The organism is Cupriavidus sp. F041 (assembly GCF_057814235.1).
On sequence record NZ_JBVASY010000004.1, the window covers coordinates 36731 to 61353 of the forward strand.

Genomic DNA, 24623 nt, shown 5'->3' on the forward strand with positions numbered 1-24623 from the left:
GGCCAATGAGGCACCTACAATGCGCGCATGACTTCCGATCCTGGGGCGGCGACCTCCATCCTTCAACTTCGAATTGCTCTGCGCGGCCTGAGCCCGCCGGTTTGGCGACGCGTCCTCGTTCCCGAGTATTTGACGCTCCCACAATTGCACAATGTCATCCAAGTAGTCATGGGCTGGGCGGACGAACATCTGCACCAGTTCGGCATTCGTGGCAGGCATTACGGCGAAGCTCATGAGGACGTCCTGCAGTTCTCCACAGTGGCAAACGAACTGCCGCTGACCGCGTTTCGTCTCCGCGAACACGAAGGCTTCGTCTATGTGTATGACTTCAACGCGTGGTGGCGCCACGAGATACGGGTGGAGCGGCGTATGCTGCGGCAACATCCTGGCCGGCTGCCACATTGCGTGGCGGGTTGCGGGCCTTGCCCGCCAGAGGACGTTGGCGGGATCGAGAGGTATCTGGAGGCCAGGGACGAACGCAGTGAATACGAGTTCCTCGATTGGCTCGAGTCGCTGCGCGAGGGTCCAATCGTGCTGGAAGACTTACGCGATGAGGTCGACCGATGGCTGACTTGGCTGGATCGTCGCTTTGACCGTCAGATCGTCAATGATCGGTTGCGACACCTCGAGGGGTAGACTGGTCGCCGCAGCTTCCAAGGGAGGAGGGCGGCCATGCGTATCAGCTTGCAACTCGTAGTGCAGGACGAGGGAGGGGTGCCAGCCACCGTCACCGAAATTGCCCAGTTCGAGAGAGACAGCCTTGATGTGGGCTCGCTGGGCCTGCATCTGGAGGAGGCGAAATCATTGCTGGGTCGGCTGCAGCGCACGATGGTCGCGGCACAGGTTGCCGAGGCAGTTGCCCGGACCAGCGTTTGTCCCACGTGCGGTGCGCAGTTGGCTTGCAAGGGCCACCATCACTTGGTCTTCCGGAGCGCGTTCGGGCGACTGTCGATTGACAGTCCCAGGCTGTATCCCTGTCGGCAATGCCAGGGTGACGCCCCCACCTTCAGTCCGGTCGCCAACTGCTTGCCTGAGCGGGTCAGTCCAGAACTGCAGTATCTCGAGGTCAAGTTCGCAGCGCTGATGTCGTATGGTCTGACCGTCAACGTCCTGCAAGAGGTGTTGCCGCTCGATCATGTGCTGGCAGCCAGCTCGATCCGGCGCCAGGTCACCGGGCTCGGTCGCCGGCTGGAAGCGGAACAGGCCACCGACGCCCGGCAGCACGCGGAGGTGGCCGCGAGCGTCGGTTCGCCCGACATCCCGGAGCCCAGTCCGGTCCGCGCCGTCGGCATTGACGGCGGCTACCTTCGGCTGGCCGGCCACCGGCGCCGGCAGGACGGCTGGTTTGAAGTGATCGTCGGGAAGTCAATGCGCGATTAGGAAGCCGGCCATAGTTTTGCCTACGTGCACAAGCTGGAGCACCGGCCGGCCGATCGTATGTTGAATTTCCTGCTACGTGAAGGTGTGCAACCTAGTCAACCGGTGACCTTTCTGTCGGATGGAGGCGATACCGTACGGTTTGCGCAGCTCGGCTTTGGTGACCGCGGTGAGTACGTTCTCGATTGGCTCCACATCGCCATGCGGGTACAGAACCTCGAACAGATGATCAAGGGCCGCCCGGCACACAGCGACGGCCCGAGCAACGAATATTGATCAAGGCGCTGCATGGCTCCAAGTGGCACCTGTGGCACGGCTGCCCCTATCCCGCGTTGCGCCGATTGGAAAGCCTGGGCTGGGATCTGGAAGCTGAGGCCAGCCCTGAAGAGGCCAAACTCCTCGGCAAACTCGAGGAGTTCATCGTCTACCTGGACAACAACCGGCACTTCATCGTGAACTACAGTGACCGCTATCGGCATGGGGAGCCCATTGCATCGGGTTTTGTCGAGTCAGCCGTCAACCAAGTGGTCAGCAAGCGGTTCGTCAAACGGCAGCAGATGGCCTGGCGGCCTCGGCACGCGCACAACCTGCTGCAAATCCGGACGGCCATGCTCAATGACCAGCTCCGGTCTTACGTTGAACGATGGTATCCCTCCATCGCCGGAGAAGAAAACCATCGCCTTGCCGCTTAGTCAGCCCCCGGTTTGGCGCGGTCTCCTTTCTACGGATGAGTTTGCTGGAACTCACCGATATCGCGATGCACCAGACCAGCCGACGCAGCCAGGATTTGTTCCGACGCGCGGCCAGCACGGCGCAGTCGACGCACACCCGTTCTGCCGTGGAAGACAGGCAGCAGGCGCTCAAGGCCAAGGCTGTCTTGCAAGACAAGAGCAAGTCCACTAAGCAGCGAGTGGATGAAGCTCTGAAGCACCTGGCCATCGTCACCGACGCGGCGCAATCGAGCTTTGCGTCACACGTGCGCGCGGCGCTGACTGGTGACCATCAGCGGGCTCACGCTCTGCTGTCGGGCCTGGCAGACTTAGAATTCGGCGGCAGGGAGGACGATCCCGGCTTTGCGAACCTCAAGGCATGGCGCGACCTGCAGACGAGGAAGCTCAATGCTCTGCCAGAAGACTTTACGGAGACTGGCGTTGGCACGGCGTGGCATGACCTCGTCCATGACCCTGACCCAAAGCGCGGCTATCAGGCCTTCGCTGCCTGCACGATGATGTCGCTACGAAATTGCCAGCGTCGGGGCGGCGTGTGGATTGACCACTCGATGCGGTTTCGTGATGGCGACCAAATACTCATCCCTGCCAAGGAGCGGGAGCGCGACCGTGCCAAGTATCTCGGGCTGTTGGGCCTGCCAGCCACCGCTGATACCTTCATCGAACAGCTACTGGATACGCTTCGTGCTGGCGTGGCTGCGGTGACGGTTTGCGCGATGGTGCGCTTGACCGGGTTGCAGTTGTCCATCACAGAAATCACCGCTACGCAGTTGCGTACGCCAACTGCGTCGTTCTCGCGGCGGTAGCCAAGGAATGTCATTGCCATTTGCTTACCTCTTTTCCAGATCGCCACGAGCGCGGGTCGACTCGATGTTGTGCACTTGCATGTGTTCGCCAGCCTTCAGGTTCCGGCTGGCCCGCCCGATGACCTGGCCGCACTTCAGGACATTGGCGCTCTGCGGGGTATCCGCGATACAGACCTTGTGGCCGAACGGCACATCCTTAAGCAGGGTCATCTCGCCCGATGCCTCTCCTTGCAGGGTGCAGGGCTCGCCGGCACGGCCGCCATCGAGCAGCGTGGCAACGTTGTCTGCCGGGTTAAGTACGATGGCACGTGGCATTTCTTTGACTTCTATACAGGTGTTTGATGCACTGTAGTTAACGAAAAGCCTGCATTTCAAGGAATACTTAGGGAATCCACTAGTCGAAAAGTCAAAGTACTATATAGAAATTCTTGACAGCAAGGCGCGCTGTGCCTATCTTCACAACAAAGGCGGCACAGCGGTGCCCGCGCATTCAGGAGACAAGGCATGAAGGTGGCTTCCCACATGGAGAAGCTTGCAAAGCTGGAGGCATTGCGCGAACGCCTCGATCCCCTTCAGGACTTCGATCTGTGGTTCTGGACAGGAAAGACGGCTGGCACGCACGCCGTCAGGCTTTGTCACGTTTGTGAGGCGGTCGCGTAAGATGGCGTGATGACGAAAACGAAATCGCTCTATCACGGCCACGGGTTTCCTGCGGCGCTCATCAGCCACGCTGTGCGCTGGTACTTCCGGTTCAACCTGAGCCTCCGAGACATCGAGGAGTTGCTATTCGAGCGCGAGGTTGTTGTCAGCTATGAGACGATCCGACGCTGGTGTGACAAGTTCGGCGCGGGCTTCGCCCATCGTGTCAAAGCCGCACGCCGCGAACTGGGCTCGACCTGGCACCTCGATGAGGTGTTCGTGACGCTGCGCGGCGAGCCGTATCTGCTGTGGCGGGCGGTCGATGAGCATGGCGCCGAACTCGACATCCTGCTGCAGACGCGACGCGACAAGACTGCAGCCAAGCGCTTCTTCTTACGAGTGCTTCGTTCCTATCCCGTGCCGCGCAAGATCGTCACCGACCAATTACGCAGCTACCCGGCTGCGAAGGCCGACATCCCAGAACTTGCGAACGTCAAACACTTGTTCGTCAAAGCCGCTGCTCGCTTGAACAATCGGGCCGAGAACAGCCATCAGCCCATGCGTGAACGTGAGCGTCGCATGCGTGGCTTTCGCGATCGCAAACGAACACAGGCGTTCCTCTCGAGCTTCGGCCCGATCCGACAGCACTTCGCGATCAAGCGGCATCTGCTGCGCGCGTCGCTTTACCGCAAACAACTCGCCGCACGATTCGATGCGTGGCGTCTTTTTACCGGCGCCACCCAAAATCCGTTTGGCGCGTTCTGAGCGATGGGCTGCCCGTGCCACCGTTGCGGCCGCCATGCCTCAACGTGACAGTGCCGCTGGCCCTTGCATTCTCGGGCAACGTACCTTCGCCTATCTGACGCCGGATGGCTGAATAGTTACTCCCTCGCAACATAAGCCAGCATCACTGCCGGCTTCTCGCCGGCTGGTCTTTCTTACTGCGACAAAGCCACCTCCAACGCATGACTTCACATAATCGACCATGACCATGTCATTCCGCCAGATCGAGTTCTTCCTTGCCGTGGCGGATACGCTAAGCTTCGGTCAGGCCGCGCATGCCTGCCATATTTCGCAGCCTGCCTTGAGCATGAACATCCGCAAGCTCGAAGAAACGCTGGGTGCGCGGCTGTTCGATCGCCACACCCGCAACGTTTCCCTCACTGCCGTGGGGCAAGAGTTCTATGGCATGGCGCAGATGCTGGTCGACAACATGGTGCAGGCGCAGGGCAGTATCCAGGACTTCGTCGAAGGCAAGCGCGGCAAGCTTGTCATCGCGGCCGGGCCGTCCATCGCGACAGGTTTCGCGCCGCATGCCATTTCCCGCTTTGTTGGCCTGCACCCGAACATCGACGTGAAGCTGCACGACGAGTTCTCCGATGTCTGCGTTGCCATGCTCAGAAGCGGGAAGGCAGATATCGCGTTGATCCCGTCGCCGGGCGAATCCGATGACCTGCTGCAGAACGAACTGTTCCACGATCACCTGGTTGCCATCTTCCCGAGCGACCACGAACTGGCCGCGCGCGAGATCCTGCATTGGCGTGATCTCCATCTTTTCGCGCACGTCGCGGTCAGCAACAACAGCAGCCTGCGGCAGATCGTGGATGCGCAATTGTCGCGCTTTGGCGCGCTGTTTCGCCCCGCACATGAGGTGGCACAGGTCGGCACGATGCTTGGCCTGATTGATGCCGGCCTGGGTATTGGCGTGCTATCCGAAGCCGCTCTCGAGCGGGTGGACATGCGGCGGCTTTCGTATCGGCGCATCGTTAGCCGCTCCGCCTACCGCAATATTTGCGCGGTACGGCTCAAGCACCGTAGCACTATACCGAGTCTGAACACCTTTTTGGACGTGTGCCAGCAACTCGCCAAGGATGTGCGGCCATTCAGCGCAGAGCACTGAGCCGATTGTAATCCGACCGGGCGGTTTATGGTGCCGGCCTCTGCTGGACGCAATGTGTGCCTATTTATAAGTGAATCGAATTAGAACATCAGAAAATGAGAATGGACTGATTAATTGGCGTGCTCTAACCTCTGGTCATATTCAACGGATAGGAGGCAATCATGAGCCTAGCAATCGAATCCACGCAACAGCAACTGACTGTCACGAAGTTCGGTTTGGCACTAGGTGCCGACGTCGACGGCGTCAACCTGAACCAACCATTGACCGCACAGCAGATCGCGCTGATAAAAGCGGCATGGAATGAACACCTGGTGCTGCGGTTCCGCGGCCAGACCGGTCTGAGCCTGGAAAGCCATGTGGCCTTTTCGCGCCATTTCGGCCCGCTCGACAAGCGCCCGACTGTCAGTTATGACATGAGCAGGGAATACCAAGCGCTGCCCGCTGAGATCACAGTAATCTCCAACATTCGCTTCGGCGGTAAGCCGTTGGGTGCACTGGGCGACGGGGAGGCTGTTTGGCACGCGGACATGACATATAACGAGCACCCCCCAAAAGGGGCCTGCTTGTACGCAAAAGAAATTCCGCAGACCGGTGGCAATACGCATTTCGCGAATATGTACCTGGCGTATGAGGCTATGGATCCCGAGTTCAAGAAACAGCTGGGGAGCCTCGAGTGTGTCCATGACGCGAGCCGCAATAGCGCCGGGGAGCTACGTCTTGGCTACCAGGATAGCGACGACCCACGCAAGACTGTCGGCGCTGTCCATCCGCTCATTGCGGTGCATCCGGACACCGGGCGCAAGTACCTGATGCTGGGGCGCCGCCGCAATGCCTATATCGTTGGGCTGACGCTTGAGCAAAGCGAAGCGCTGCTCGACAGACTGTGGGCGCACGCCACGCAGCCGCAATTCACCTGGGCCCAGGTCTGGTCGGCGGGCGATCTGATCATGTGGGACAACCGCTGCACCCTGCATCGGCGGGATGCGTTCGACCCTGCATCACGGCGACTGATGTACAGGACACAGATCGGCGTAGGCATATAAGCACGCCGGTGATGCAGTTCCGGGGCGGCAGGACGTCAGCGGACAAGAGATCCAACGCAGCCTGCGCCTCCTAAAAACACCGCGGACAATCACGGTACCGCTGGAATCCGGAGACAAAGATGAAACGCAAAGCCCCTGTAGTCGCGGCTGCCATGTATGCCGCAATCCTTCACTCCGTGTGCGGCGCAGCTGCCGCCAACGCTGCCGAGTACCCCGTCAAGCCGGTCAGGGTGATCGTGCCAGGCCCGCCGGCGGGCGCCAGTGATGGCATCGCGCGCGTCATCGGGGCCGATATTGCTCATGACCTGGGTCAGTCCGTCGTGGTGGATAACCGTGCCGGGGCCGGCGGCATCATCGGCGCCAAAGCCGTTGTCGGCTCGGCTGCGGATGGCTATACACTGCTGATTGGGCATGTCGCGACCAATGCTATCGTGCCGGCGCTCGTGAAGCCTAAGCCCTACGATGCGGTGAGTGACTTTACCCCGGTCGCTCTGGTGGGCACGGCACCCGACGTTCTGGTGGTCTCGGCGAAGAGTGGAATCAAGAGTCTCGCCGAGTTGCTCGCACTGGGCAAGGGCGGGATGCCCATCACGTACGGATCGCCCGGCGTGGGGCTGCCGCAGCAGGTCGAGGCCTATGCGCTGTCCAGGCGGGCCGGCGTGCCGATGTCGCACGTGCCATACAGGGGCAGTTCCCCGGCGCTGATCGACCTGGTCGGCGGGCAGATCACCATGATGTTCGTCACGCCTGCCGCGGCCGCGCCATTCGTCATCTCAGGGCAAGTCAGGGCGCTCGCCATCGCGGCGCCCGAGCGCAGCAAGTTCTTCCCCGATGTGCCGACCCTGAAGGAACTAGGTTTCGGCGGCGTGGAAAAAACGGTCTGGTTCGGATTCTTCGCCCCGGCACGGACTTCGCCCGCAATCGTCGACAGGCTCGGCAAGGCCATTGCCTCGTCCCTGGCCAAGCCCGCTGTGCGCGCCAAGCTTGAGGATCTGTACATCGAGGTGACGAAGGCTCCGGATGCGATCAGTTTCACTTCCCTGGTGAAGGACGAATCCGCTAAGTGGAACGAAGAGATCAAGCGCCTCGGCATCTCTACCGAATGATGCTCCGCCCGGAAGCCTTGTCATTCACTCATTCGCCATTCTGGACAGCAAGATGATTCGACCGAATACCATCACGCTCAGCGCAACGGAAAGCGTCACCATCGGCAGGCCTGCGGCAGAGGCTGTGGCCGAGGCGGCGCGCAACCGGGATGCCCGGCGTGTCTTTGTTCTTGCGGGCACCACGCTGAATCGCCGGACCGACGAAATCACGCGGATCGCGCAGGCGCTCGGCGAGCGCCACGCGATGACGTGGGACGGCATCCACCCCCATGTACCGCGCCGGGACGTGATTGCCGCCGCCGAGGCTGCACGCAACTGCGGTGCCGACCTGATCGTCACGGTGGGCGGGGGATCCGTCACGGACGCAGGCAAGGCGTTGGCGCTGTGCTTGCAGAACGGCATCACGCAAGCCAGCCAGTTCGATGACTACCGCATCAAGATGAACGACGACGGGAAGTGGCAGAAGCCGGCCCATGCCAATCCGAACGTGCGCGTGATCTGCGTGCCAACCACGCTCTCGGGCGGGGAGTTCAGTCCCCTGGCCGGCGTCACGAACGAGCAGCGCAAGCAAAAGCATGGCTATGTCCATCGCAATATGGCACCGGTTTGCATCGTACTGGATCCGGCCATCACGGTGCATACGCCGGAGTGGCTGTGGCTGTCCACCGGTATCCGCTCGGTCGACCACGCAACAGAGACTCTCGCCTCGCTCCAGTCCAATGACTTTTGCGATGGCATGGCCGACAGCGCGCTGCGCCTGCTCGCTGCGGGGCTGCCACGGGTCAAGGCGAATCCCGCCGACCTGGAGGCGCGCCTGAAGTGTCAAATCGGCGCCTGGCAATCCAAGATTCCTAGCGTCTCCGGCGTGCCCATGGGCGCGAGCCACGCGATCGGGCATGTGCTGGGTGGCACCTGCGGGGTGCCGCATGGCTATACCTCCTGCGTCATGGCGCCGTATGTTCAGGCGTGGAACGCAGAGACGGTGGGCGATCGCCAGGCCCGCATCAGCGCGTGTCTCGGCAACCCGGCCGAGCCGGCGGCGGCGGTGCTCGATCTGCTGATCCGCAATCTCGGCATGCCACGCACGCTGCGCGAGGTCGGGGTGCACCGGGATCAGTTCCAGCACATCGCCGAGTACACCCTGGAGGACATCTGGGGCAAGACCAATCCAAGGCCGCTGCGGTCCACGCAGGACGTGATCGAGATTCTCGACGCGGCGTACGGCTGAACTGCTGCCGTATGGCATTTTTTCGACTGATTCCAGCCATCCTGGCGCCTTGCTGGCAAGGCGCGCGGAGAACACACATGCCTACTGACTACGACACTGGACTTGGCAGGAACCACGCAAACTTCGTCCCGCTGACGCCGATTGATTTCCTGGCGCGCGCAGCCGAAGTCTATGGCGAGCGCATTGCCATCGTGCATGGCCCCTTGCGCCAGAACTGGCGCGAAACCTATGCCAGGGCCCGCCGCCTGGCGAGTGCGCTGGTGCGCGCCGGCGTCGCCAAGGGCGATACCGTCGCCGCCTTGCTGCCCAACACCCCGGCGATGATCGAGGCACACTTCGGGGTACCGATGGCCGGGGCCGTGCTCAATGCACTCAATGTCCGGCTCGACGCTGCCAGCCTGGTCTTTATGCTGCGCCACGGCGAGGCCAGGATCCTGCTCGCCGACACGGAATTCGCGGAACTGGCGACACATATCCAGCAAGCGTTGCCGGGACTGCGGGTGGTTGCCGTGCATGACGTCCTGGGCCCCGAACCCGGGCGCACATTCGGGGCCACGGACTATGAAAGCCTGCTAGCTGGCGGCGATCCCGACTTCGCCTGGCGCATGCCGGACGATGAATGGGACGCCATCGCGCTGAACTACACCTCTGGCACCACGGGCGACCCCAAGGGGGTGGTCTATCACCACCGCGGCGCCGTGCTCAATGCCATCTCGAACATCCTCGAATGGGATATGCCCAAGCACCCCGTGTACTTGTGGACATTGCCGATGTTCCACTGCAATGGATGGTGCTTCCCCTGGACCATTGCGGCGCGTGCCGGCGTCAACGTCTGCCTGCGCAAGTTCGAACCCGAAGCGGCCTTCGAACTGATGCGCAGCGAAGGCGTAACCCACTATTGCGCCGCCCCGATCGTGCACATGGCACTGGTCAATGCCCCCGCAGTGATGCGCGAAGGCCTGCGCGGCACGGTGCGGGGCATGGCGGCGGGAGCGCCGCCCCCTGCCGCGGTGCTCAAAGCACTGGAAAGCATGGGCTTCGAACTGACCCATACCTACGGGCTGACCGAAGTCTACGGCCCGGCCGCGGTCTGTGCCGAACAGGAGGACTGGTCTCTGTTGCCCGCGCAGGAGCGCGCCGTCAAGAAGGCCCGCCAAGGCGTGCGCTACCACTTGCAGTCCGGGCTCACCGTGCTCGATCCGGACACCATGGAACCGGTCCCGGCTGATGGCGAAACCATCGGCGAGATCATGTTCCGCGGCAACATCTGCATGAAGGGCTACCTGAAGAACGAGAAGGCAACGCGCGAAGCCTTTGCCGGCGGCTGGTTCCATACCGGTGACCTCGGCGTGCTGAACCCGGACGGCTACGTGAAGATCAAGGACCGCGGCAAGGACATCATCATCTCGGGCGGTGAGAACATCTCCAGCGTTGAGGTCGAGGATGCGCTCTACCAGCACCCGGCCGTCCTGGCTGCTGCAGTGGTCGCCCAGCCCGATCCAAAATGGGGCGAGACACCCTGCGCCTTCATCGAGCTCAAGAGCGGCATGTATGTCGAGGCCGATGAGCTGATCGCGCACTGTCGCACGCTGCTCGCGGGCTTCAAGATTCCCAAGGCTATCTATTTCGAGTCGCTGCCAAAGACCTCGACAGGCAAGATCCAGAAGTTCGCCTTGCGGCGCAAGGTGAAGTCCGACACGGCAATCAATGTGTAGAGCGTAAGGCGCTGCGGCGTGGCGGTGCGCCGCCGTGCTCCCGACGTCCTGAACAAGAACATCATCGTAGTATCGGAGTCCAAATGCGTTACGTCCGTTTTAGTTACAAAGGCAGGAAATATCTCGGAGAGCGAGTCGAGGGCGGAGCCCGGGTACTCGGGGAAATGTCGCTCGAATCCCTGTTGCGCCAGGGGGTGGATCTGGAAACCTTCGCTTCGGACTATGTCGACGGCGCATTCGTTGGGGAACAGGATATGGTCTTCCTCCCGGCGCTGGAGCGGCCGTCCAAAATCGTCTGCGTGGGGCTGAATTACGCTGAACACACCCAGGAAAGCCGCTTCGAGCAGCCAGCCTATCCGACCATCTTCGCACGCTACCACACCAGCCTGGTGGGCCACGGACAGCCCATCGTTCGCCCGCGCGTGTCGGACAGCCTGGATTTTGAAGGAGAACTGGCAGTCGTGCTGAAAAAGGGTGGCCGCCATATCGCCAGGGAGCATGCGCTCGATTGCGTTTCCGGATACGCGCTGTTCAATGACGCGTCGGTGCGCGAATACCAGTTCCTGTCGCCGCAATGGACCATGGGCAAGAACTTCGATGCCACCGGCGCGTTTGGCCCGGAACTGGTGACCACGAGCGAACTACCGCGCGGCGCTAAGGGCCTGGAACTACAGACGCGGCTGAACGGCGAAGTGGTCCAGAGCGCCAGCACGGACAGCATGATCTTCGACGTGGCAACGCTGATCGAGATCATCAGTGCCACCGCCACGCTCGAGGCAGGCGACGTCATCGTGACCGGCACGCCCAGTGGCATCGGCTGGGCACGCGAGCCGAAACTGTTGATGAAGCACGGCGATGTTTGCGAGGTCTCCATCACCGGCTTCCTGCCACTGCGCAATCCCGTGATCGACGAAGCCTGACATGCCTGCTGTCAGTCGCCTTGCCCGAGTACGCACCGGACTTCGCCTATTGCTGTCGTTGGCAGTGGGCGCGGCAGGGGGCCTGGCATGCCATTATGTCCGGGTCCCGGTGCCCTGGTTGACGGGACCGTTGTTCACCGTTGCCGTTTGCAACATCCTAGGGGGCCGACTGGAAACGCCCCGATGGGTCCGGTCCGCGGGCCAATGGATCGTCGGCGTGGCACTAGGCCTGCACTTCACGCCGGCGGTGACGGCCCAGATGGTTGCATTCGCGCCGCTGATGCTATTCGGCGCACTGGGTGCACTCGCATTCGGTACTCTCGGAGGCATGGCCATGAGCCGTTTCGGCTCAATGGACGCCGCCACGGCCCACTTTGCCACTGCGCTGGGCGGCGCCCCGGAAATGGCCAACGCCGCCGAACGCCGTGGCGCCCACGTCGATCAGGTCGTTACCGCCCATGCCCTGCGGCTGATTTTCGTCGTGTCGAGCGTGCCGGCGATTCTGGCGCTTTCCGCGCCACAGGCCTCATGCCTGGTCCAGCAGGAGGCGGGGACGCTGGATCTGAAGTTACTCGTTCTTGCCGGCATCTCGCTGATGCTGGCGTACGTGGGCCGCAGGATGTCGGTGCCCAATGCATTCGCGCTGATTCCCCTGCTGGCGACTGCAGTGGCAACCGGCACCGGCATCGACGCGGCGGGCCCGATGCCGCGATGGGTTGGCCAGGGCGCGCAAGTCCTGATCGCCACGTCCCTGGCGACCCAGTTCTCGCGCGGGTCCTTACGGAATTCGTGGGGCCTGTTGGCACCGATTCTCCTTTACAGCGCGGCAGGCATATCGTTCGCCATCGCGGGTGCCGCTGGGGCGGCGACGCTGACAGGATTGCCCATGTCGACCCTGATCCTGGCGTTATCGCCGGCGAGCATGGCCGACATGGGCATGACGGCGGAGACACTGTGCCTGTCCGTGGCGATCGTCACGGGCTTCCATGCGGTAAGGGTCATCATAATCCTTGCCCTGACGGGGCCACTGTTCCATCTCTTCCGGCGGGCCGGCGCGAAGTCCGGTTAGATGACCTGCCGCACATCAAGCGACGCGGTCTCCGCAGTTTGGAGACCGCGCCAAAGCGGGGGCTACGGTCAGGTCTCTCCGCGAGAGGTCAATGCGCCACCTACAATGCGCTCATGCCCTCCGCCCTCAACCAGCGATCTCCGTCCTTCAACTGCAGATCAGCCTGCGGGCCGTGATGGGTTCTGGTGCGCGACTGGGTCTGTCAATCGAGGGTGGGCCGCTGGTATCGCCGGCCATGGCGACGAACGTACTCTCTGCGCTGACCGGCTCCGCTTCGGGCAGCCTGATAATCACGCTCGACGCGCTCGGCGGCACCTATCTGACACGCGCGCTCAAGATCGGACTGGACCCCGCCGTGTTGCACCACGTAGCGGTGATTAGTGCCAACACACTCGATACGCCGCCGCACAACGGCGCGGTGGTCACGCTGCTCGCTGTCTGGGGCGCCCCAATCGGCAGAGCTATGGGGGCATCGTGATGGTCGGGATCGTCGAGCCGGTGCTGGCGCTGATCGCAGTGATCGCGCTCGGGACGCTGGTCGGGTCGCTCTGACCCGACCAGCCATCGACCTTGACGGCCGCCTAGTGCGACGCGACCACATCGGTCGCATGTGCCACGCCGCGCGCGCTCAGGTACTTCACCACCAGTGCCGCGGTCGCGATGAAGGCTGGAATCGTCAGCAAGGTGAAGACGGTGTCGAAGCCCAGGTGCATGCGCAGCAGTTCGCCGCCGAGCAGCGCACCGGTGATGCCGCCGAAGCGGCCGATGCCGAGCATCCAGGCAACGCCCGTGGCACGGCCCTGCGTCGGGTAGAAGCCGGCGGCCAGCGTGGGCATCGATGCCTGCGCATCGTTCATGACCGTACCGGCCATGAAGATCAGCACGCCCAGCAGCACCAGGTCTCCGGCGCCATAGCCCGCGGCGTAGATCAGCACGCCGGCCAGCGCGTACATGGCGGCCACCATCTTGTTGGGGTTCATCCGGTCCATCAGCCATCCGGCCGTGATGGTGCCGATGCCACCGCCCAGCGGGAACAGCGCGGTCAGGAGTGAGGCGCGCTGGATCGAGAAGCCCGCGTCCTTCATCAGCGTGGGTAGCCAACTGGTCAGCAGGTAGAAGATGACCAGTCCCATGAAGTAGGTCAGCCACAGCATGACCGAGCCGAGCCGGTAGCGGGGCGCCAGCACCGTGCCAATCGCCGAATGAGTGGCGGGTGCGGCTTCATAAATGGTGAAACGCTCTACGCCAGCCACATTGGCGCCGGTCACGCGCGTCAGCACGTCGGCAATGCGGCCGGTCGGATAGTGGTGCACCACCATGAAGCGGATCGACTCGGGCAGCGCGAAGACCAGTACCACGGCCAACACCAGCGGGACCACGCCGCCGAGCAGCAGGACGCTTTGCCAGCCGAAGTGCGGAATGACTGCCACGGCAAAGAAACCGCCCGCCGCCGCGCCGAGCGGGAACCCACGGAACATCGTGTTCACCAGCACGGCGCGCCGCTTGGCGGGGGCGAACTCGGACATCAGCGTGACCGTGTTAGGCATGGCGGCGCCCAGGCCGAGTCCTGTAAGGAAGCGCAGCACCGTCAGCCAACAGAGCGTGGGCGCGAAAGCGGTGGCCAGGCTGCAGGCGCCAAAAAGGAACACCGACAGCACCAGCACCTTCTTGCGTCCGACGCGGTCGGCCATCGGGCCGGCGAAGATCGCACCGAATGCCAGGCCGAACAGCGCGGCGCTCATCACCGGGCCGAGCGTCGAGTTGTCGATGCCCCAGTCCAGTACCAGGGTCGGTGCGACATAGCCCATGGCCGCCGTATCGAAGCCGTCGATCGCGACGATCAGGAAACACAGGATCAGGATTGCCCATTGATAGGCGGAAAACGGCCGGTCGTCGATCAGGGTCTGTACATCGACTGCCCGTCAAGCGCGGAATGTTTGATGACGTGCTGGTGCGCGAGCTTTCCTGAGGAGATGAGCATGAAGAAATTCAACATCTTCACTCGCCGCGTGAACCGTACCCTGACCGGACTGATTCTTGCCGCTGCTGCTCCGATGACGGCGTTGGCCGATCAGCCGACCGATCCCTCCCGACCCGTGATGATTGTCGTTGCCTTCGCGGCTGGCTCCATCAGTGATGTCGTGACGCGCATTGCAGCCGAGCGCATGCGGCAAGACCTGGGTCAGCCCGTGGTGGTTGAGAATCGCGCTGGGGTGGGGGGTATTCTGGGTGCAAGCTACGTAGCAAAAGCCAAACCGGATGGTTATACGATCCTGCTCGGGTCCAATTCGACCAACGCCATCAACCAGAGCCTTTACAGAACACTTCCCTATAGCCCGGAAAAGGACTTCACACCCGTGGCGCTGGCAGGCGAAATGCCGGCGGTGTTGGTGGCGCGCAGCAACTTCCCGGCGGGCAACGTCGCCGAGTTGATCGCACAAGCCCGCAAAGAGGCCGGAAAGGTGTCGTTTGCCGTGGGCAACACCACTGCCCGCGTCGCTTCGGAGGTCTTGAAAAAGACCGCTGGCGTGGACTGGATCACAACGCCGCACAAGCGTGAGCCTCCAGGTCTGAACGACCTGCTGGGTGGCCAGGTCGATGTCATGGCGCTCAATCTGCCGGTCGCCGCTCAGTACATCAAGGCCGGTCGGGTGAAGGCATTGGGACTATTGGGCAGTGAGCGAATTCCTTCGCTGCCAGGTGTGTCGCCGGTCGGCGACACAGTCAAAGGATTCGCAATGCCGAACGGCTGGCTTGGTTTCTACGCACCGGCGGGCACGCCCACAGCGATCGTGGAGCGCTTGAATCGCTCAATCGTCGCCGCGCTGGCGGATCCACAGGCGCGCAAGCGCATGGAAGCCACGGGGGGGCTACATCGTAAAGTCCAGCACACCGGCGGAACTCGGGCAACGGACTAGGGCCGATGCGGCTCGCTGGGCTGAACTCATCAAGATGTCTGGTATTCCACTTGAGTAGAACAAACCGGCTTGTCTCGGGCCTCTAAGAAAGCGGCGAGATGGCATTGCTCCGTGCGGCAGTGCGAAAGCCGCTCGACCAAATCACTCCTTACCCGCCGCAATCAACGCCAAGTGCTTGTAGACAACGCAGGCCGCCTCCAATTGCTCAACAGCAATGGATTCATCTATCGTATGAGCATCCTCTTCAGCACCAGGCCCCAGCCCAATGGTAGGAATGTGACGACGCCCGGCGGACTCGGAGCCATTGGTGCAGAAAGCCCAACTGCCCACGCGCGGTTCGATGTTGGAACGCGTGACTGCTTCTACGGCGGCGCGTACCAGCGGGTGATCGTCGACCTGCTGCCATGCAGGCAACCAACGCGAAGGGCTGGCTCGTTCCCCGGTGAACGTTTCCACCTGATCGTCGCTTACAGCCAGCGTAAAGTCCTTCAAGCCCGCGTCTTCCAGACAGGCGCTGATGCTGCCAAGGATATCCTCTCTGCATTCGCCACTCAGGGTCCGGCGGTCAAAGCGAATGGTAGTGGAAAGCGGAATCATCGAGATCGAAGGGTACGGCGACGAAACGATATCGGTCGGCACCAGCAAGGCTTGTCCCAGGCGCGGATCGCTGGGCAACGCCAATTTTTCCAGCGCAAGCAGTGCGCGGGCCGCAGCATGCAGCGGATTGACGCCAAGGTGCGGGGTGGCTGCATGCGCTGGCTTGCCGTGGAAGGTGAGCTGGATTTCCAGCCGGCCCTTTTGCCCGGCCTTGATCTGGAGCTTTGAAGGCTCGCAGATGACAACCGCAGCGGGTGCGCACGCATCGAGGACCGAGGACAGGGCATAGCCTTCGATCACTTCCTCGAGCACGCTGGCGGATACCGCCACACGGCGCGGCAGGCATCCCTCGCGTGCAGCGGCGGCAACACCGCAGATTGCAGCTGCAATCCCACCCTTCATATCGGTACTTCCGCGACCGTAGATCCGGCCTTCATGAAGGGTCCCGCCGAAGGGATCGAAGCGCCAGGTACCGGTCACGGGCACGACGTCCATGTGACCGTCGAACAACAGCGCCACTTCGGCGTCCTCCGGGCCAATCAGGCCCAGCACCGACCCGTTTCGGTCTGTGGTCACGGAACTGAAGCCGAACTCGCGCATGCGCCGTACCATCAGTGCTGCCATATTGCCCTCCTTTCCGGAAAGGCTGGGAATGCGGATCATCTCCTGCGTCAGGGTAACGACATCGGTTGTCATGCTGGACTCCAATTTGGGGGGAGAAGGGACGCCGGGCGTCCCCACACAAGGCGGTTAGCGGTTCACCAGTGCTTTCGGCACGCGATAGACGAGGATGGCGCCGATCACCGTGAAGGAGGCGAGGAAGTACATGCCCCAGTTGGTCGAGCCGGTGAGATCCTTGATCCAGCCAATCGCGTATGGGCTGGCGAAGGCAGCTAGACCGGCAAACGCATTGATCGCGGCGATGCCGGCGGCGGCGCTCTTGCCTTCCAGGAAGGCGGTGGGCAGGCTCCAGAACAACGGCGAGCAGACCATGCAGCCAGCCGCCGCAATCGATAGCATGGCAACGGCGAGCGTAGGGTTGTGACTGAACAGCGTACTCAGGGCGAGGCCGGTACCGCCGACGAGAAACGGAATGATCATGTGCCAGCGGCGCTCGCGGGTCGCATCCGAGTGGCGGCACACCAGCACCATGGATACCACTGCACAGGCGTTGGGAATCGCGGTCAGGAACCCGATCTCCAATAGGGACGCAACTCCGGTGGATTTGATGACTGACGGGATCCAGAAGGCAAGACCCGACAGACCGGAAACGGTGCAGTAGCAGATCAACGCCATATGAACAACCCGCCGGTCCTTCAGCAGTTTCCATAGGGACACATGTTCAACCTTTACCGCCTTCTCCGCCGCCAGGTTCTGGACCAGGCGTGCCTTTTCGCTGGCATTGAGCCAGGCCGCATCGCTGATGCGATCATCCAGGTACCAGAGCACGGCCAAGCCGAGGAGGATCGACGGAACGGCCTCGATCAGGAACATCCATTGCCAGCCGGCAAAGCCCCCATGACTGTGTAGGCCTTGCATGATCCCGCCAGACAGTGGCCCGCCCAGAATGCCGGCAAAGGGCACTGCCGTCATGAACACGGCAATGATCTGCCCGCGCCGGTGCGATGGGAACCAGTAGGTCAAATACAGAATGATCCCTGGATAAAAACCAGCCTCAGCCGCACCGAGCAGGAAGCGCAACACGTAGAACTGAGTGGCTGTCTGCGTCATGGCCATCGCTGCGGAGATGCAACCCCACAGGATCATGATGCGAGCCAGCGTCTTTCGGGCGCCAATGCGGTGCATCAGGACATTGCTCGGTACTTCAAACAAGAAGTATCCGATAAAGAAAACGCCGGCCCCGAGACCATAAACCGTTTCGCTGAACTTCAGGTCGTCCAGCATTTGCAGTTTGGCAAAGCCGACATTGACACGATCCAGAAATGCCGCGATATAGCACACCATCAGGAATGGCAGCAGGCGCCACGCCACCTTGCTGTACAGGGCATTGTCGTGCGCGGGCAGCGCACTTGCCCCAACGCGCGAAGCGGGCTTGACGGCGCCGGCCGTTTGCAGGGAATCACTCACTTGTTCCTCCTTTGGTTTTTAAGACAAAACGCTCCCCTGCGGGCGCCGCAAGGCGCTCGCTGAAATTATTGTTTTGGGAAGCTGAGTAAGACTGCCGGTCAGGCCGCCAGATGCTCTGGTTCGATGGCGCCCCGGCGCGAGGTGATCAGCCCATACGCATCCGGGCGGCGGTGGCGGTCGAAATTAAACGTCGTAGTCTTATACGAGCGGCAAAGATCGAGGTCGCAGCGAGCGATTGCCAGTTCGTCCTCTTTAGTCGAGCATGCCGCCACGATCTCGCCCGACGGCGCAATGATGCAGGTGCCGCCGATCATCTCGCAGCCTTCTTCTTTGCCGCCTTTGGCCACGCCAACCACCCAGGTGCCGTTCTGGTAAGCGCCGGCCTGCATGACGAGGTGGTTGTGAAACATCGACAGATCGTCATGCTCTGGCGCGGGCGGGTTATGTACCGGGGTGTTGTATCCCAGCAAGACCATTTCCGCGCCCTGCAGGCCCATCACCCGGTAGGTTTCCGACCAGCGCCTGTCATTGCACAGGGCCATGCCAATCACACCGCCGTAGGCACGCCAGACGTCAAAACCAGGACCCGGTTCAAAGTAGCGCTTCTCGAGATGCTGGAAGTCGCGCCAGGGTTCATGCTCGGCATGCCCGGGAAGATGCACTTTCCGGTATTTCCCAATGATGGTGCCGTCCTGCCCAACCAGGATGGACGTGTTGTAACGCCTTGCGACACCTTGTTCCAGCGCAAGCTCGGCATAGCCGAGATAGAAGCCGACGCCCAGCCTCGCTGCGGTCTCGAACAGCGCGCGGGTCTCCGCGCCGGGCATCTCGCGCTCGTAGAAAGCATCGAGTTCGGCTGGATCTTCCAGGTACCAGCGCGGAAAGAAGGTGGTCAGGGCCAGTTCCGGAAATACAACCAGCTGGCAGCCCATGGCATGCGCCTGATGAAGATGCGCGAGCAGGCGCTCGACGACGTCCCGGCGGGAATCTGCGCGTTGAATTGGCCCAAGCTGAGCGGCGGCGACATTGATAAAGCGTGGCATGAATCGGACTCCTATTCCTTTTGGTCGGCTAGTTCGAGCAGCAAATCGAGCAGGACGCTGGCGCCCGCCTCAATATCGCTGTCGTCGGTAAACTCGGCAACGTTGTGGGACAGGCCGCCGACACTCGGCACGAAGATCATGCCGGCAGGACACATACGTGCCAGGATCTGTGCGTCGTGGCCCGCGCCGCTCGCAATGCGTTGTACAGTGTGGCCGTGCCGGTGGGCGATCGCTTCCACCCGGCCGATGATCTGGTTGTCGAAGGCAACGGGGGCAAAGTCGGCAAGCGAGCGATGGGACAGCTTTACCCCCTCGTCTCGCGCCAGCTCGTGCGCAAAATCGAAGGTGCGGCGCACCGCTTCGGCCAGGATCGCATGATCGGTATTGCGCAGGTCCAGCGTGAACACGGCCAGGTTCGGGATCACATTGACCAGGTTCGGCGAGAGCCTGACCTGCCCCACCGTTGCCAACTGGCCGCCGCCGAGCTCGCGCGCCACGTCCCGCGCGAAGCAGGCGATGCGTGCCGCAACCAGGCCAGCGTCGTGCCGCAGGCGCATCGGCGTGGTGCCGGCGTGATTTGACGTGCCTTCGACCGTGAATTCCGTCCAATGAATCCCCTGCACGCCGGTGACAGCGCCAATCGTGACGCCCTCATGCTCCAGCACCGGCCCCTGTTCCACATGCAGTTCAACAAAGGCGTGCAGTTGGTTCGTGCCGACCGGATGCGTGCCGGCGTAGCCGATCCGCCTTAGGTTCTCGCCGACCGTGCTACTGTCGATGCCCTTTGTATCGAGCGCTTGCTGCAGCGGCAGATCGCCCTGGAATACCAGGCTGCCCATCATGTCCGGCGCGAAACGCGCACCCTCCTCGTTGGTGAAGAAGGCGACCGCCAGGGGCCGTCGCGTGGCGATGCCGGCATCGTTCAAGGCGGCCACCACCTCAAGGCCCGCGAGCACGCCGAGGTTGCCGTCATAGCGTCCGCCGGTACGGACCGTATCGATGTGCGAACCCGTCATGACCGGTGCGAGATCCTCTCGCCCGCGCCGCACACCGACCACATTTCCGATCGCGTCGATGCTCACCGCCAGCCCGAGCTCGCGCATCCAGCGCACTACCAGGTCGCGCCCCAGGCCGTCCTCGTCAGTCAGCGCGAGCCGGCTGACACCACCGCCGTCGATCGCGCCGACCTCCGCCAGCGCTGCGATCCGGCCCAGCAAGCGGGGCAAATCGATGCGCGGCGCGACAGTCCGATTAGTTGTCGTGCGCATCTTCAAGCCGCCATCCTGACTTGCTCGGGCGACTTCCCGACGATGCGCTGGTAAAGCTCCGCATCGGTGGCGCCCTCGCTGCCGAATACCAGGATGCGGCTGCCGGCGTCGAGGCCAAGCTGGGCGCGCACTTGTGCATCGCCAAGCGCGCCGAGGCAACCAGCCAGGCCGGCGACGGCGGATTCACCCGCGACCAGCGGCGCGTCGCCGTAGCGGCCGGCGGCCAGCAGCCGTACCGTCTCCAGCGCCGATTCATCGTCGATGGTCAGGAAGGCGTGCGCGCCAGGATGCAGGATTTCCCATGCCAGCAACGACACCTCGCCACAGGCCAGGCCGGCCATGACGGTGTCGAGATTGCCATGCACGGCAACTGGCTTGCCGGCACGGGCACTCTCGTACAGGCAGGCAGCCTTGTCGGGTTCCACCACGACAAAACGCGGACGGGATGCACCGAGCTGCTCCCAGAAATGCGCGCAGACCGCCGCCGCCAGACCGCCCACGCCGCCCTGCAGGAATACGTGCGTCGGAATTTGCCCGGCCGGAAGTTGTTGCAGCGCCTCATCAGCCATCAGGGCGTAGCCTTGCATCACATCCTTCGGCACATCCATATAGCCTTCATAGGACGTGTCGGAAACAACGAAGCGGCCCAGCCGCGCGGCATCGTCGGCGGCTTGCCGTATGGAATCGTCATAGTTCCCGCTTGCGCGCACCACCTGCGCGCCATAGTGTTCGATGGCCTGCTTGCGTCCTTCGCTCACGGTCGCGTGGATGTAAATCACACACTGGCAGCCGAAGCGCTGGGCGCCCCACGCCACCGAGCGACCGTGATTGCCGTCCGTTGCGCAGGTCACGGTGATATTGCGTGCGATATCGCGATAACGGCCCGAGAGCAGGTCCTCGACAGAAACATCGGCACGGCCGGTGCGCGCTTCGATTTCGCGGATCAGCAGGCGGCTGACGGCGTAGGCGCCGCCCAGCGCCTTGAAACTGCCGAGGCCGAAGCGGTCGGCCTCGTCCTTGTACAGGACCTGCGCGACGCCGGCAGCCTTGGCCAGGCCCTTGAGGTCGCACAGCGGCGTGGGCGCATACGCCGGCCAGCGCTTGATCTGCTGTTCCGCACGCAGATAAGCTTGCCCGCCGAGTATCGCTTGCTGTCGCTCGCTATATTTGGCATCCGGTTGCGCCGATGGATTCGCAGCGCATTGCAGGCGAAGGTTGGGAAGCAGGGAATTCAAGACAGTCTCCTCAAAAAGAGTGGGAGCCCGTTCACATGGGAAAAGGAACGGACGTGTAGATACGATCGGTGCTTTAGCGGTGGAGGTCGCCGTAGTGGTCATGCAGGGATTCGATCTCCTCCAGCCTGTGACGCGCGGCGTCTCCCAATGCCAGCGCAAGGCTGGTGCCGAGATGGTTGATCAGGCTGATCGCCGCGACATAGGAGTCGAATCCGGCGGCGCCATGGTTGACGCAGCGCAGGACGACGTCGGAGCGGGCGGGCAGTTCCGTAGCGCTGGGATCGGTCAGGATGATGACCTTCGCGCCGACGCGATTTGCGTGCTCCACCATTGGCCGCAGCAGCGTTACGCGGCGACGGAAGTCCATGACCAGAAGCACATCACTGTTGCCAAGGTCGGCGAGATCTTCGGCTAGATTCAGCCCGGCACCGGGCACCAGGGTGATGCCGCCGCGCAGTTGCGTCAGCAGCGCCCACGCATACTGCGCCAGCACGCGGCCATTGCGAAAACCCGCGACGCAAATGCGGCTGGCGCCAACTAGGAGGGAGATCGCGCGCTCGACATCGGCCGGGTCCAAGCGATCGAAAGTCTGCGCCAGGTTCTGTAGATCATTGGCAAGGTGGGCCGCAAAGGGTGCGTCCGAGGACGCAGGCGGTTGCACGCCCGCAAGCTCGTACAGGGGCGAGCCACGATCGCTTTCGTCGCGTACCAGCGCACGCACTTCGTTGAAATTCTCATATCCCAATCGACGGAAGAAACGCCCCGCAGTTGCCTTGGAAACGCCTGCCTTCTGCGCTAGCTCGGTGGCCGAGTAAGCGGCGAGGTTGCCGATGCATTCAAGGGTTACCTCCGCGAGCCGTCGCTCGCTCTCCGTCAACTGGTCATGCAGTTCGAGGATCTTGTCTTGCAGGGGGGAGGCCATCAGGTCGCGCTCTCTGAAACAGTAGTTTCATAAATGTATACTCATGAAACTTCAGTGTCAAAGACAAATTTGCAGCGAATGATTTGTGCTTATTTGATATCTTTTTGGAATCTGTCCTTTGCCGAACCTCGGCCTGCCCCTGGCCGACCTGCAGGCCGCCGGCTGCTTTACCGAGCCGCCGCCGGCGTCATTGCCTGGGGCGGTGCGCTACCGCAACGCGCACGGGCAGGGCTGGGATGGCCGCAGTGTCATGCCGGACTGGCTGCAGCGGGCGGTCAACGCCGGGCAGACGGTGGAACATTTCCGCGTCTGAAGCGCTGATGACCAAATCGCCCGACGGAAGCTACATGATCGTCTCCTGCAACGCACGTTTAAAGGCCGCAACCCAACTGAAAAACGGGCGCGGACTCGTCAAAGCTGCAGGCACCGGGAAAATGCTGCACGTGCACGAAGTCGATGGCCGGCTGGATCGGGCCCGGCCAAAGCAACATAGACCTTCTCCCGGGCATAGACTGGAAGAAGGCGCAGGCGCAGTGTGTCCTGGCGCCCAGAGTTTCTGTTAGCCGCCAGGCAGACTCCCGAGCGTGGCAGGTGCCGGCTGCGGCGATAGCCACGCCACGCCGAAGCTGCCTTCTCAAATGCCATGAGTTACATTCGCGCACCGTTCACCGACGATCAGGTCCAGAAGCTCAACGAGAACCAGGTCGGCCTCGGCGGCCCGGTTCTGCGCGCCTTCACCTGCAGGAACAGCGCCGACCATCGCCACGGAGTCGAAGGTGGCGCCCCTGGCATCTTGATTGCCACCAAGTACGGCTGGATTTGCCCACACTGCAACTACAAAAGGGACTGGGCATTCGCAATCATGGCGACCCGGTTGACTCGCCCGCCGACCGCCATCCAATCCTTTGTCTATACAACGCCCTCAATCGAGAAGGCCAACATACTCCTCGGTCAATATGAACGGCTTGCGGCAACCGAGCGCCCCGGCGCCGCTGTGATGGTCGCCTGCATCAAGAATCGCATCGAGGAAATGTCGCTCCCCGGATTCGGCGCTATCGAGCTTAGCGAGATCCCCACTGACACGGTGGTGAGACGATCAGAAGGACGTAATTACCGAATCGTCTCGGGACAATCACATCTACAAGCCGCCCTGCGCCTGACAGGCCGCGCGCTGGTGACGGATGCTGTCACCCATGAGCAGTTACACGTCCATGACATCGACGGCAAACTGTTTGCCATTCCGTCCGACGCCCAGGCAGTGCTCGACTTAGAAACACTTAAGGCGATCGAACACGCCAAGGCCGACCCGGGCGCGGACGGCGCTGCGACGAGATGATCGTGAGATCTGGCTCTTTGACTTTTCTGACGAACTTGGTGATCGCGTGGAACACGCAGCGCATGCAGGAGACGGTCGAGCGTTGGCGTCACAAGGGGCAACAGGTTGACGACGACTGGCTACGCCGTGTGGGGCCCGCACATTTCGCGCATGTGAATTTCCGAGGAACGCTAAGCTTTCCCGTCCAGCGGTACCAAGAGATGCTGCTCGAAGCGGCGAGCTTCCAAGGGGATGGGATGGAAATCAAGGAGCATCCCTTCGACGATTATTGGCTGTGGCGCCAGCCATGTAGGAGAGGGGGAAGCGCCAGTTCTCGCATGGATTTGATTGAAATTTAAGCAGGCAGGCCACCTTGTCCTCCCGCCGGCGCGGATCTTCGTAGCAAGTTCAGGGTGTTGAAGACGGCTCAGCGCTTTTCGAGCCAAGCTTCCATGCCATCGTGCGCATCCGGCCAAAGCGCCAGCCGGCTCAACGCAACAACGCAAACCGGGCGCGGGTCTTGGGGGATAACCGCGGGGATGGTCAAGCTCCACTTACTCGACGACGATTTTGCGGTCCCTGATGAGAGTCGACAGCCTCTTGCCCTCGTCGGCCAGCAACTCGCGAAAGGCTTTCTTTGTGCAAAGGAGCCGGCTCGGCGCCCAACTGGGCGAATCGTTCCTTGAGGGTTGGTGTTGCCAAGGCC

The 24623-nt window shown here is 62.3% G+C and carries 22 protein-coding genes and 4 pseudogenes; 17 read left to right on the plus strand and 9 right to left on the minus strand.

What is annotated here, in order from left to right; genetic code table 11:
- Nucleotides 1–27: 27 nt before the first annotated feature.
- From ACZY0R_RS41395 to ACZY0R_RS41405, 3 genes and pseudogenes are all read left to right on the plus strand, one after another.
- Entirely contained in the window at nt 28–636 is a 609-nt protein-coding gene (locus ACZY0R_RS41395) for a plasmid pRiA4b ORF-3 family protein (protein WP_488867406.1), read from the plus strand.
- Nucleotides 637–672: 36 nt separating this feature from the next.
- Nucleotides 673–2069: pseudogene (locus ACZY0R_RS41400) on the plus strand (ISKra4 family transposase).
- 20 nt (nt 2070–2089) lie between these two features.
- Nucleotides 2090–2809: pseudogene (locus ACZY0R_RS41405) on the plus strand (Tn3 family transposase); the annotation flags it as partial.
- A 41-nt stretch (nt 2810–2850) separates the two neighbouring features.
- On the opposite strand, the pseudogene ACZY0R_RS41410 reads toward ACZY0R_RS41405, so the two are convergent.
- Nucleotides 2851–2931, minus strand: a pseudogene (locus ACZY0R_RS41410) (hypothetical protein); the annotation flags it as partial.
- A gap of 4 nt (nt 2932–2935) precedes the next feature.
- Nucleotides 2936–3226 (minus strand): UxaA family hydrolase, encoded by a 291-nt coding sequence (locus ACZY0R_RS41415; protein WP_488867408.1) that lies wholly within the window; start codon nt 3224–3226, stop codon nt 2936–2938.
- Nucleotides 3227–3415: 189 nt separating this feature from the next.
- On the opposite strand from ACZY0R_RS41415, the gene ACZY0R_RS41420 reads away from it, so the two are divergent.
- The 10 genes from ACZY0R_RS41420 to ACZY0R_RS41465 all read left to right on the plus strand — a co-directional run bounded on the left by ACZY0R_RS41420 (nt 3416) and on the right by ACZY0R_RS41465 (nt 13009).
- Nucleotides 3416–3571 carry a hypothetical protein gene (locus ACZY0R_RS41420; RefSeq protein ID WP_488867410.1) on the plus strand — a complete coding sequence of 52 codons (156 nt, stop codon included), beginning with the start codon at nt 3416–3418 and terminating at the stop codon, nt 3569–3571.
- 9 nt (nt 3572–3580) lie between these two features.
- Nucleotides 3581–4315 carry an IS6 family transposase gene (locus tag ACZY0R_RS41425; RefSeq protein WP_488867412.1) on the plus strand — a complete coding sequence of 245 codons (735 nt, stop codon included), beginning with the start codon at nt 3581–3583 and terminating at the stop codon, nt 4313–4315.
- Between the two features lie 220 nt (nt 4316–4535).
- Nucleotides 4536–5450 (plus strand): LysR family transcriptional regulator, encoded by a 915-nt coding sequence (locus tag ACZY0R_RS41430; protein ID WP_488867414.1) that lies wholly within the window; start codon nt 4536–4538, stop codon nt 5448–5450.
- Nucleotides 5451–5611: 161 nt separating this feature from the next.
- Nucleotides 5612–6493: a TauD/TfdA dioxygenase family protein gene (locus ACZY0R_RS41435; RefSeq protein WP_488867416.1), complete on the plus strand. Its 882-nt coding sequence runs from the start codon at nt 5612–5614 to the stop codon at nt 6491–6493.
- 119 nt (nt 6494–6612) lie between these two features.
- A complete protein-coding gene (locus tag ACZY0R_RS41440; protein WP_488867418.1) occupies nt 6613–7599 on the plus strand; it encodes a Bug family tripartite tricarboxylate transporter substrate binding protein in 987 nt (328 codons plus the stop codon).
- 52 nt (nt 7600–7651) lie between these two features.
- Complete coding sequence (locus ACZY0R_RS41445; protein ID WP_488867420.1) at nt 7652–8827, plus strand: iron-containing alcohol dehydrogenase; 1176 nt, start codon at nt 7652–7654, stop codon at nt 8825–8827.
- Nucleotides 8828–8904: 77 nt separating this feature from the next.
- Nucleotides 8905–10542: an acyl-CoA synthetase gene (locus tag ACZY0R_RS41450; protein WP_488867422.1), complete on the plus strand. Its 1638-nt coding sequence runs from the start codon at nt 8905–8907 to the stop codon at nt 10540–10542.
- A gap of 83 nt (nt 10543–10625) precedes the next feature.
- Nucleotides 10626–11462, plus strand: coding sequence for a fumarylacetoacetate hydrolase family protein (locus tag ACZY0R_RS41455; protein ID WP_488867424.1), 837 nt, complete (start codon nt 10626–10628; stop codon nt 11460–11462).
- 1 nt (nt 11463) lies between these two features.
- On the plus strand, nt 11464–12531 hold the full coding sequence (locus ACZY0R_RS41460; protein ID WP_488867426.1) for an AbrB family transcriptional regulator: 1068 nt from the start codon (nt 11464–11466) through the stop codon (nt 12529–12531).
- 235 nt (nt 12532–12766) lie between these two features.
- Nucleotides 12767–13009 carry a hypothetical protein gene (locus ACZY0R_RS41465; RefSeq protein ID WP_488867428.1) on the plus strand — a complete coding sequence of 81 codons (243 nt, stop codon included), beginning with the start codon at nt 12767–12769 and terminating at the stop codon, nt 13007–13009.
- A gap of 103 nt (nt 13010–13112) precedes the next feature.
- Here the strand turns inward: ACZY0R_RS41465 and ACZY0R_RS41470 are convergent, their stop codons facing one another.
- Complete coding sequence (locus tag ACZY0R_RS41470) at nt 13113–14432, minus strand: MFS transporter (protein ID WP_488867799.1); 1320 nt, start codon at nt 14430–14432, stop codon at nt 13113–13115.
- Nucleotides 14433–14510: 78 nt separating this feature from the next.
- Between ACZY0R_RS41470 and ACZY0R_RS41475 the strand changes: the two genes are divergently transcribed.
- Complete coding sequence (locus ACZY0R_RS41475; protein WP_488867430.1) at nt 14511–15449, plus strand: Bug family tripartite tricarboxylate transporter substrate binding protein; 939 nt, start codon at nt 14511–14513, stop codon at nt 15447–15449.
- A gap of 141 nt (nt 15450–15590) precedes the next feature.
- Here ACZY0R_RS41475 and ACZY0R_RS41480 read toward each other — a convergent pair whose 3' ends face one another.
- The 6 genes from ACZY0R_RS41480 to ACZY0R_RS41505 form a co-directional block, all read right to left on the minus strand.
- Nucleotides 15591–16742, minus strand: coding sequence for a YgeY family selenium metabolism-linked hydrolase (locus tag ACZY0R_RS41480; RefSeq protein WP_488867432.1), 1152 nt, complete (start codon nt 16740–16742; stop codon nt 15591–15593).
- Between the two features lie 54 nt (nt 16743–16796).
- A complete protein-coding gene (locus tag ACZY0R_RS41485) occupies nt 16797–18122 on the minus strand; it encodes an MFS transporter (protein ID WP_488867801.1) in 1326 nt (441 codons plus the stop codon).
- Nucleotides 18123–18232: 110 nt separating this feature from the next.
- Nucleotides 18233–19177, minus strand: coding sequence for an N-carbamoyl-D-amino-acid hydrolase (locus ACZY0R_RS41490; protein WP_488867434.1), 945 nt, complete (start codon nt 19175–19177; stop codon nt 18233–18235).
- An 11-nt stretch (nt 19178–19188) separates the two neighbouring features.
- A complete protein-coding gene (locus tag ACZY0R_RS41495) occupies nt 19189–20445 on the minus strand; it encodes a Zn-dependent hydrolase (protein WP_488867436.1) in 1257 nt (418 codons plus the stop codon).
- Nucleotides 20446–20447: 2 nt separating this feature from the next.
- Entirely contained in the window at nt 20448–21680 is a 1233-nt protein-coding gene (locus ACZY0R_RS41500; protein ID WP_488867438.1) for a diaminopropionate ammonia-lyase, read from the minus strand.
- Between the two features lie 73 nt (nt 21681–21753).
- Nucleotides 21754–22557: a MurR/RpiR family transcriptional regulator gene (locus tag ACZY0R_RS41505; RefSeq protein WP_488867440.1), complete on the minus strand. Its 804-nt coding sequence runs from the start codon at nt 22555–22557 to the stop codon at nt 21754–21756.
- A gap of 154 nt (nt 22558–22711) precedes the next feature.
- Between ACZY0R_RS41505 and ACZY0R_RS41510 the strand changes: the two genes are divergently transcribed.
- The 3 genes and pseudogenes from ACZY0R_RS41510 to ACZY0R_RS41520 form a co-directional block, all read left to right on the plus strand.
- Nucleotides 22712–22915 carry an H-NS family nucleoid-associated regulatory protein gene (locus tag ACZY0R_RS41510; RefSeq protein WP_488867803.1) on the plus strand — a complete coding sequence of 68 codons (204 nt, stop codon included), beginning with the start codon at nt 22712–22714 and terminating at the stop codon, nt 22913–22915.
- A gap of 330 nt (nt 22916–23245) precedes the next feature.
- Entirely contained in the window at nt 23246–23938 is a 693-nt protein-coding gene (locus ACZY0R_RS41515) for a hypothetical protein (protein ID WP_488867442.1), read from the plus strand.
- Nucleotides 23914–24156 (plus strand): annotated as a pseudogene (locus tag ACZY0R_RS41520) (Tn3 family transposase); the annotation flags it as partial. The gene ACZY0R_RS41515 and the pseudogene ACZY0R_RS41520, both read left to right, overlap by 25 nt.
- Nucleotides 24157–24623: the final 467 nt, after the last annotated feature.

Bases quoted from the DNA above. Each gene is read 5' to 3' on its own strand.
- ACZY0R_RS41395 (WP_488867406.1), top strand. From the start codon at position 28: ATGACTTCCGATCCTGGGGCGGCGACCTCCATCCTTCAACTTCGAATT.
- ACZY0R_RS41415 (WP_488867408.1), bottom strand. From the start codon at position 3,226: ATGCCACGTGCCATCGTACTTAACCCGGCAGACAACGTTGCCACGCTG.
- ACZY0R_RS41420 (WP_488867410.1), top strand. From the start codon at position 3,416: ATGAAGGTGGCTTCCCACATGGAGAAGCTTGCAAAGCTGGAGGCATTG.
- ACZY0R_RS41425 (WP_488867412.1), top strand. From the start codon at position 3,581: ATGACGAAAACGAAATCGCTCTATCACGGCCACGGGTTTCCTGCGGCG.
- ACZY0R_RS41430 (WP_488867414.1), top strand. From the start codon at position 4,536: ATGACCATGTCATTCCGCCAGATCGAGTTCTTCCTTGCCGTGGCGGAT.
- ACZY0R_RS41435 (WP_488867416.1), top strand. From the start codon at position 5,612: ATGAGCCTAGCAATCGAATCCACGCAACAGCAACTGACTGTCACGAAG.
- ACZY0R_RS41440 (WP_488867418.1), top strand. From the start codon at position 6,613: ATGAAACGCAAAGCCCCTGTAGTCGCGGCTGCCATGTATGCCGCAATC.
- ACZY0R_RS41445 (WP_488867420.1), top strand. From the start codon at position 7,652: ATGATTCGACCGAATACCATCACGCTCAGCGCAACGGAAAGCGTCACC.
- ACZY0R_RS41450 (WP_488867422.1), top strand. From the start codon at position 8,905: ATGCCTACTGACTACGACACTGGACTTGGCAGGAACCACGCAAACTTC.
- ACZY0R_RS41455 (WP_488867424.1), top strand. From the start codon at position 10,626: ATGCGTTACGTCCGTTTTAGTTACAAAGGCAGGAAATATCTCGGAGAG.
- ACZY0R_RS41460 (WP_488867426.1), top strand. From the start codon at position 11,464: ATGCCTGCTGTCAGTCGCCTTGCCCGAGTACGCACCGGACTTCGCCTA.
- ACZY0R_RS41465 (WP_488867428.1), top strand. From the start codon at position 12,767: ATGGCGACGAACGTACTCTCTGCGCTGACCGGCTCCGCTTCGGGCAGC.
- ACZY0R_RS41475 (WP_488867430.1), top strand. From the start codon at position 14,511: ATGAAGAAATTCAACATCTTCACTCGCCGCGTGAACCGTACCCTGACC.
- ACZY0R_RS41480 (WP_488867432.1), bottom strand. From the start codon at position 16,742: ATGACAACCGATGTCGTTACCCTGACGCAGGAGATGATCCGCATTCCC.
- ACZY0R_RS41490 (WP_488867434.1), bottom strand. From the start codon at position 19,177: ATGCCACGCTTTATCAATGTCGCCGCCGCTCAGCTTGGGCCAATTCAA.
- ACZY0R_RS41495 (WP_488867436.1), bottom strand. From the start codon at position 20,445: ATGCGCACGACAACTAATCGGACTGTCGCGCCGCGCATCGATTTGCCC.
- ACZY0R_RS41515 (WP_488867442.1), top strand. From the start codon at position 23,246: ATGAGTTACATTCGCGCACCGTTCACCGACGATCAGGTCCAGAAGCTC.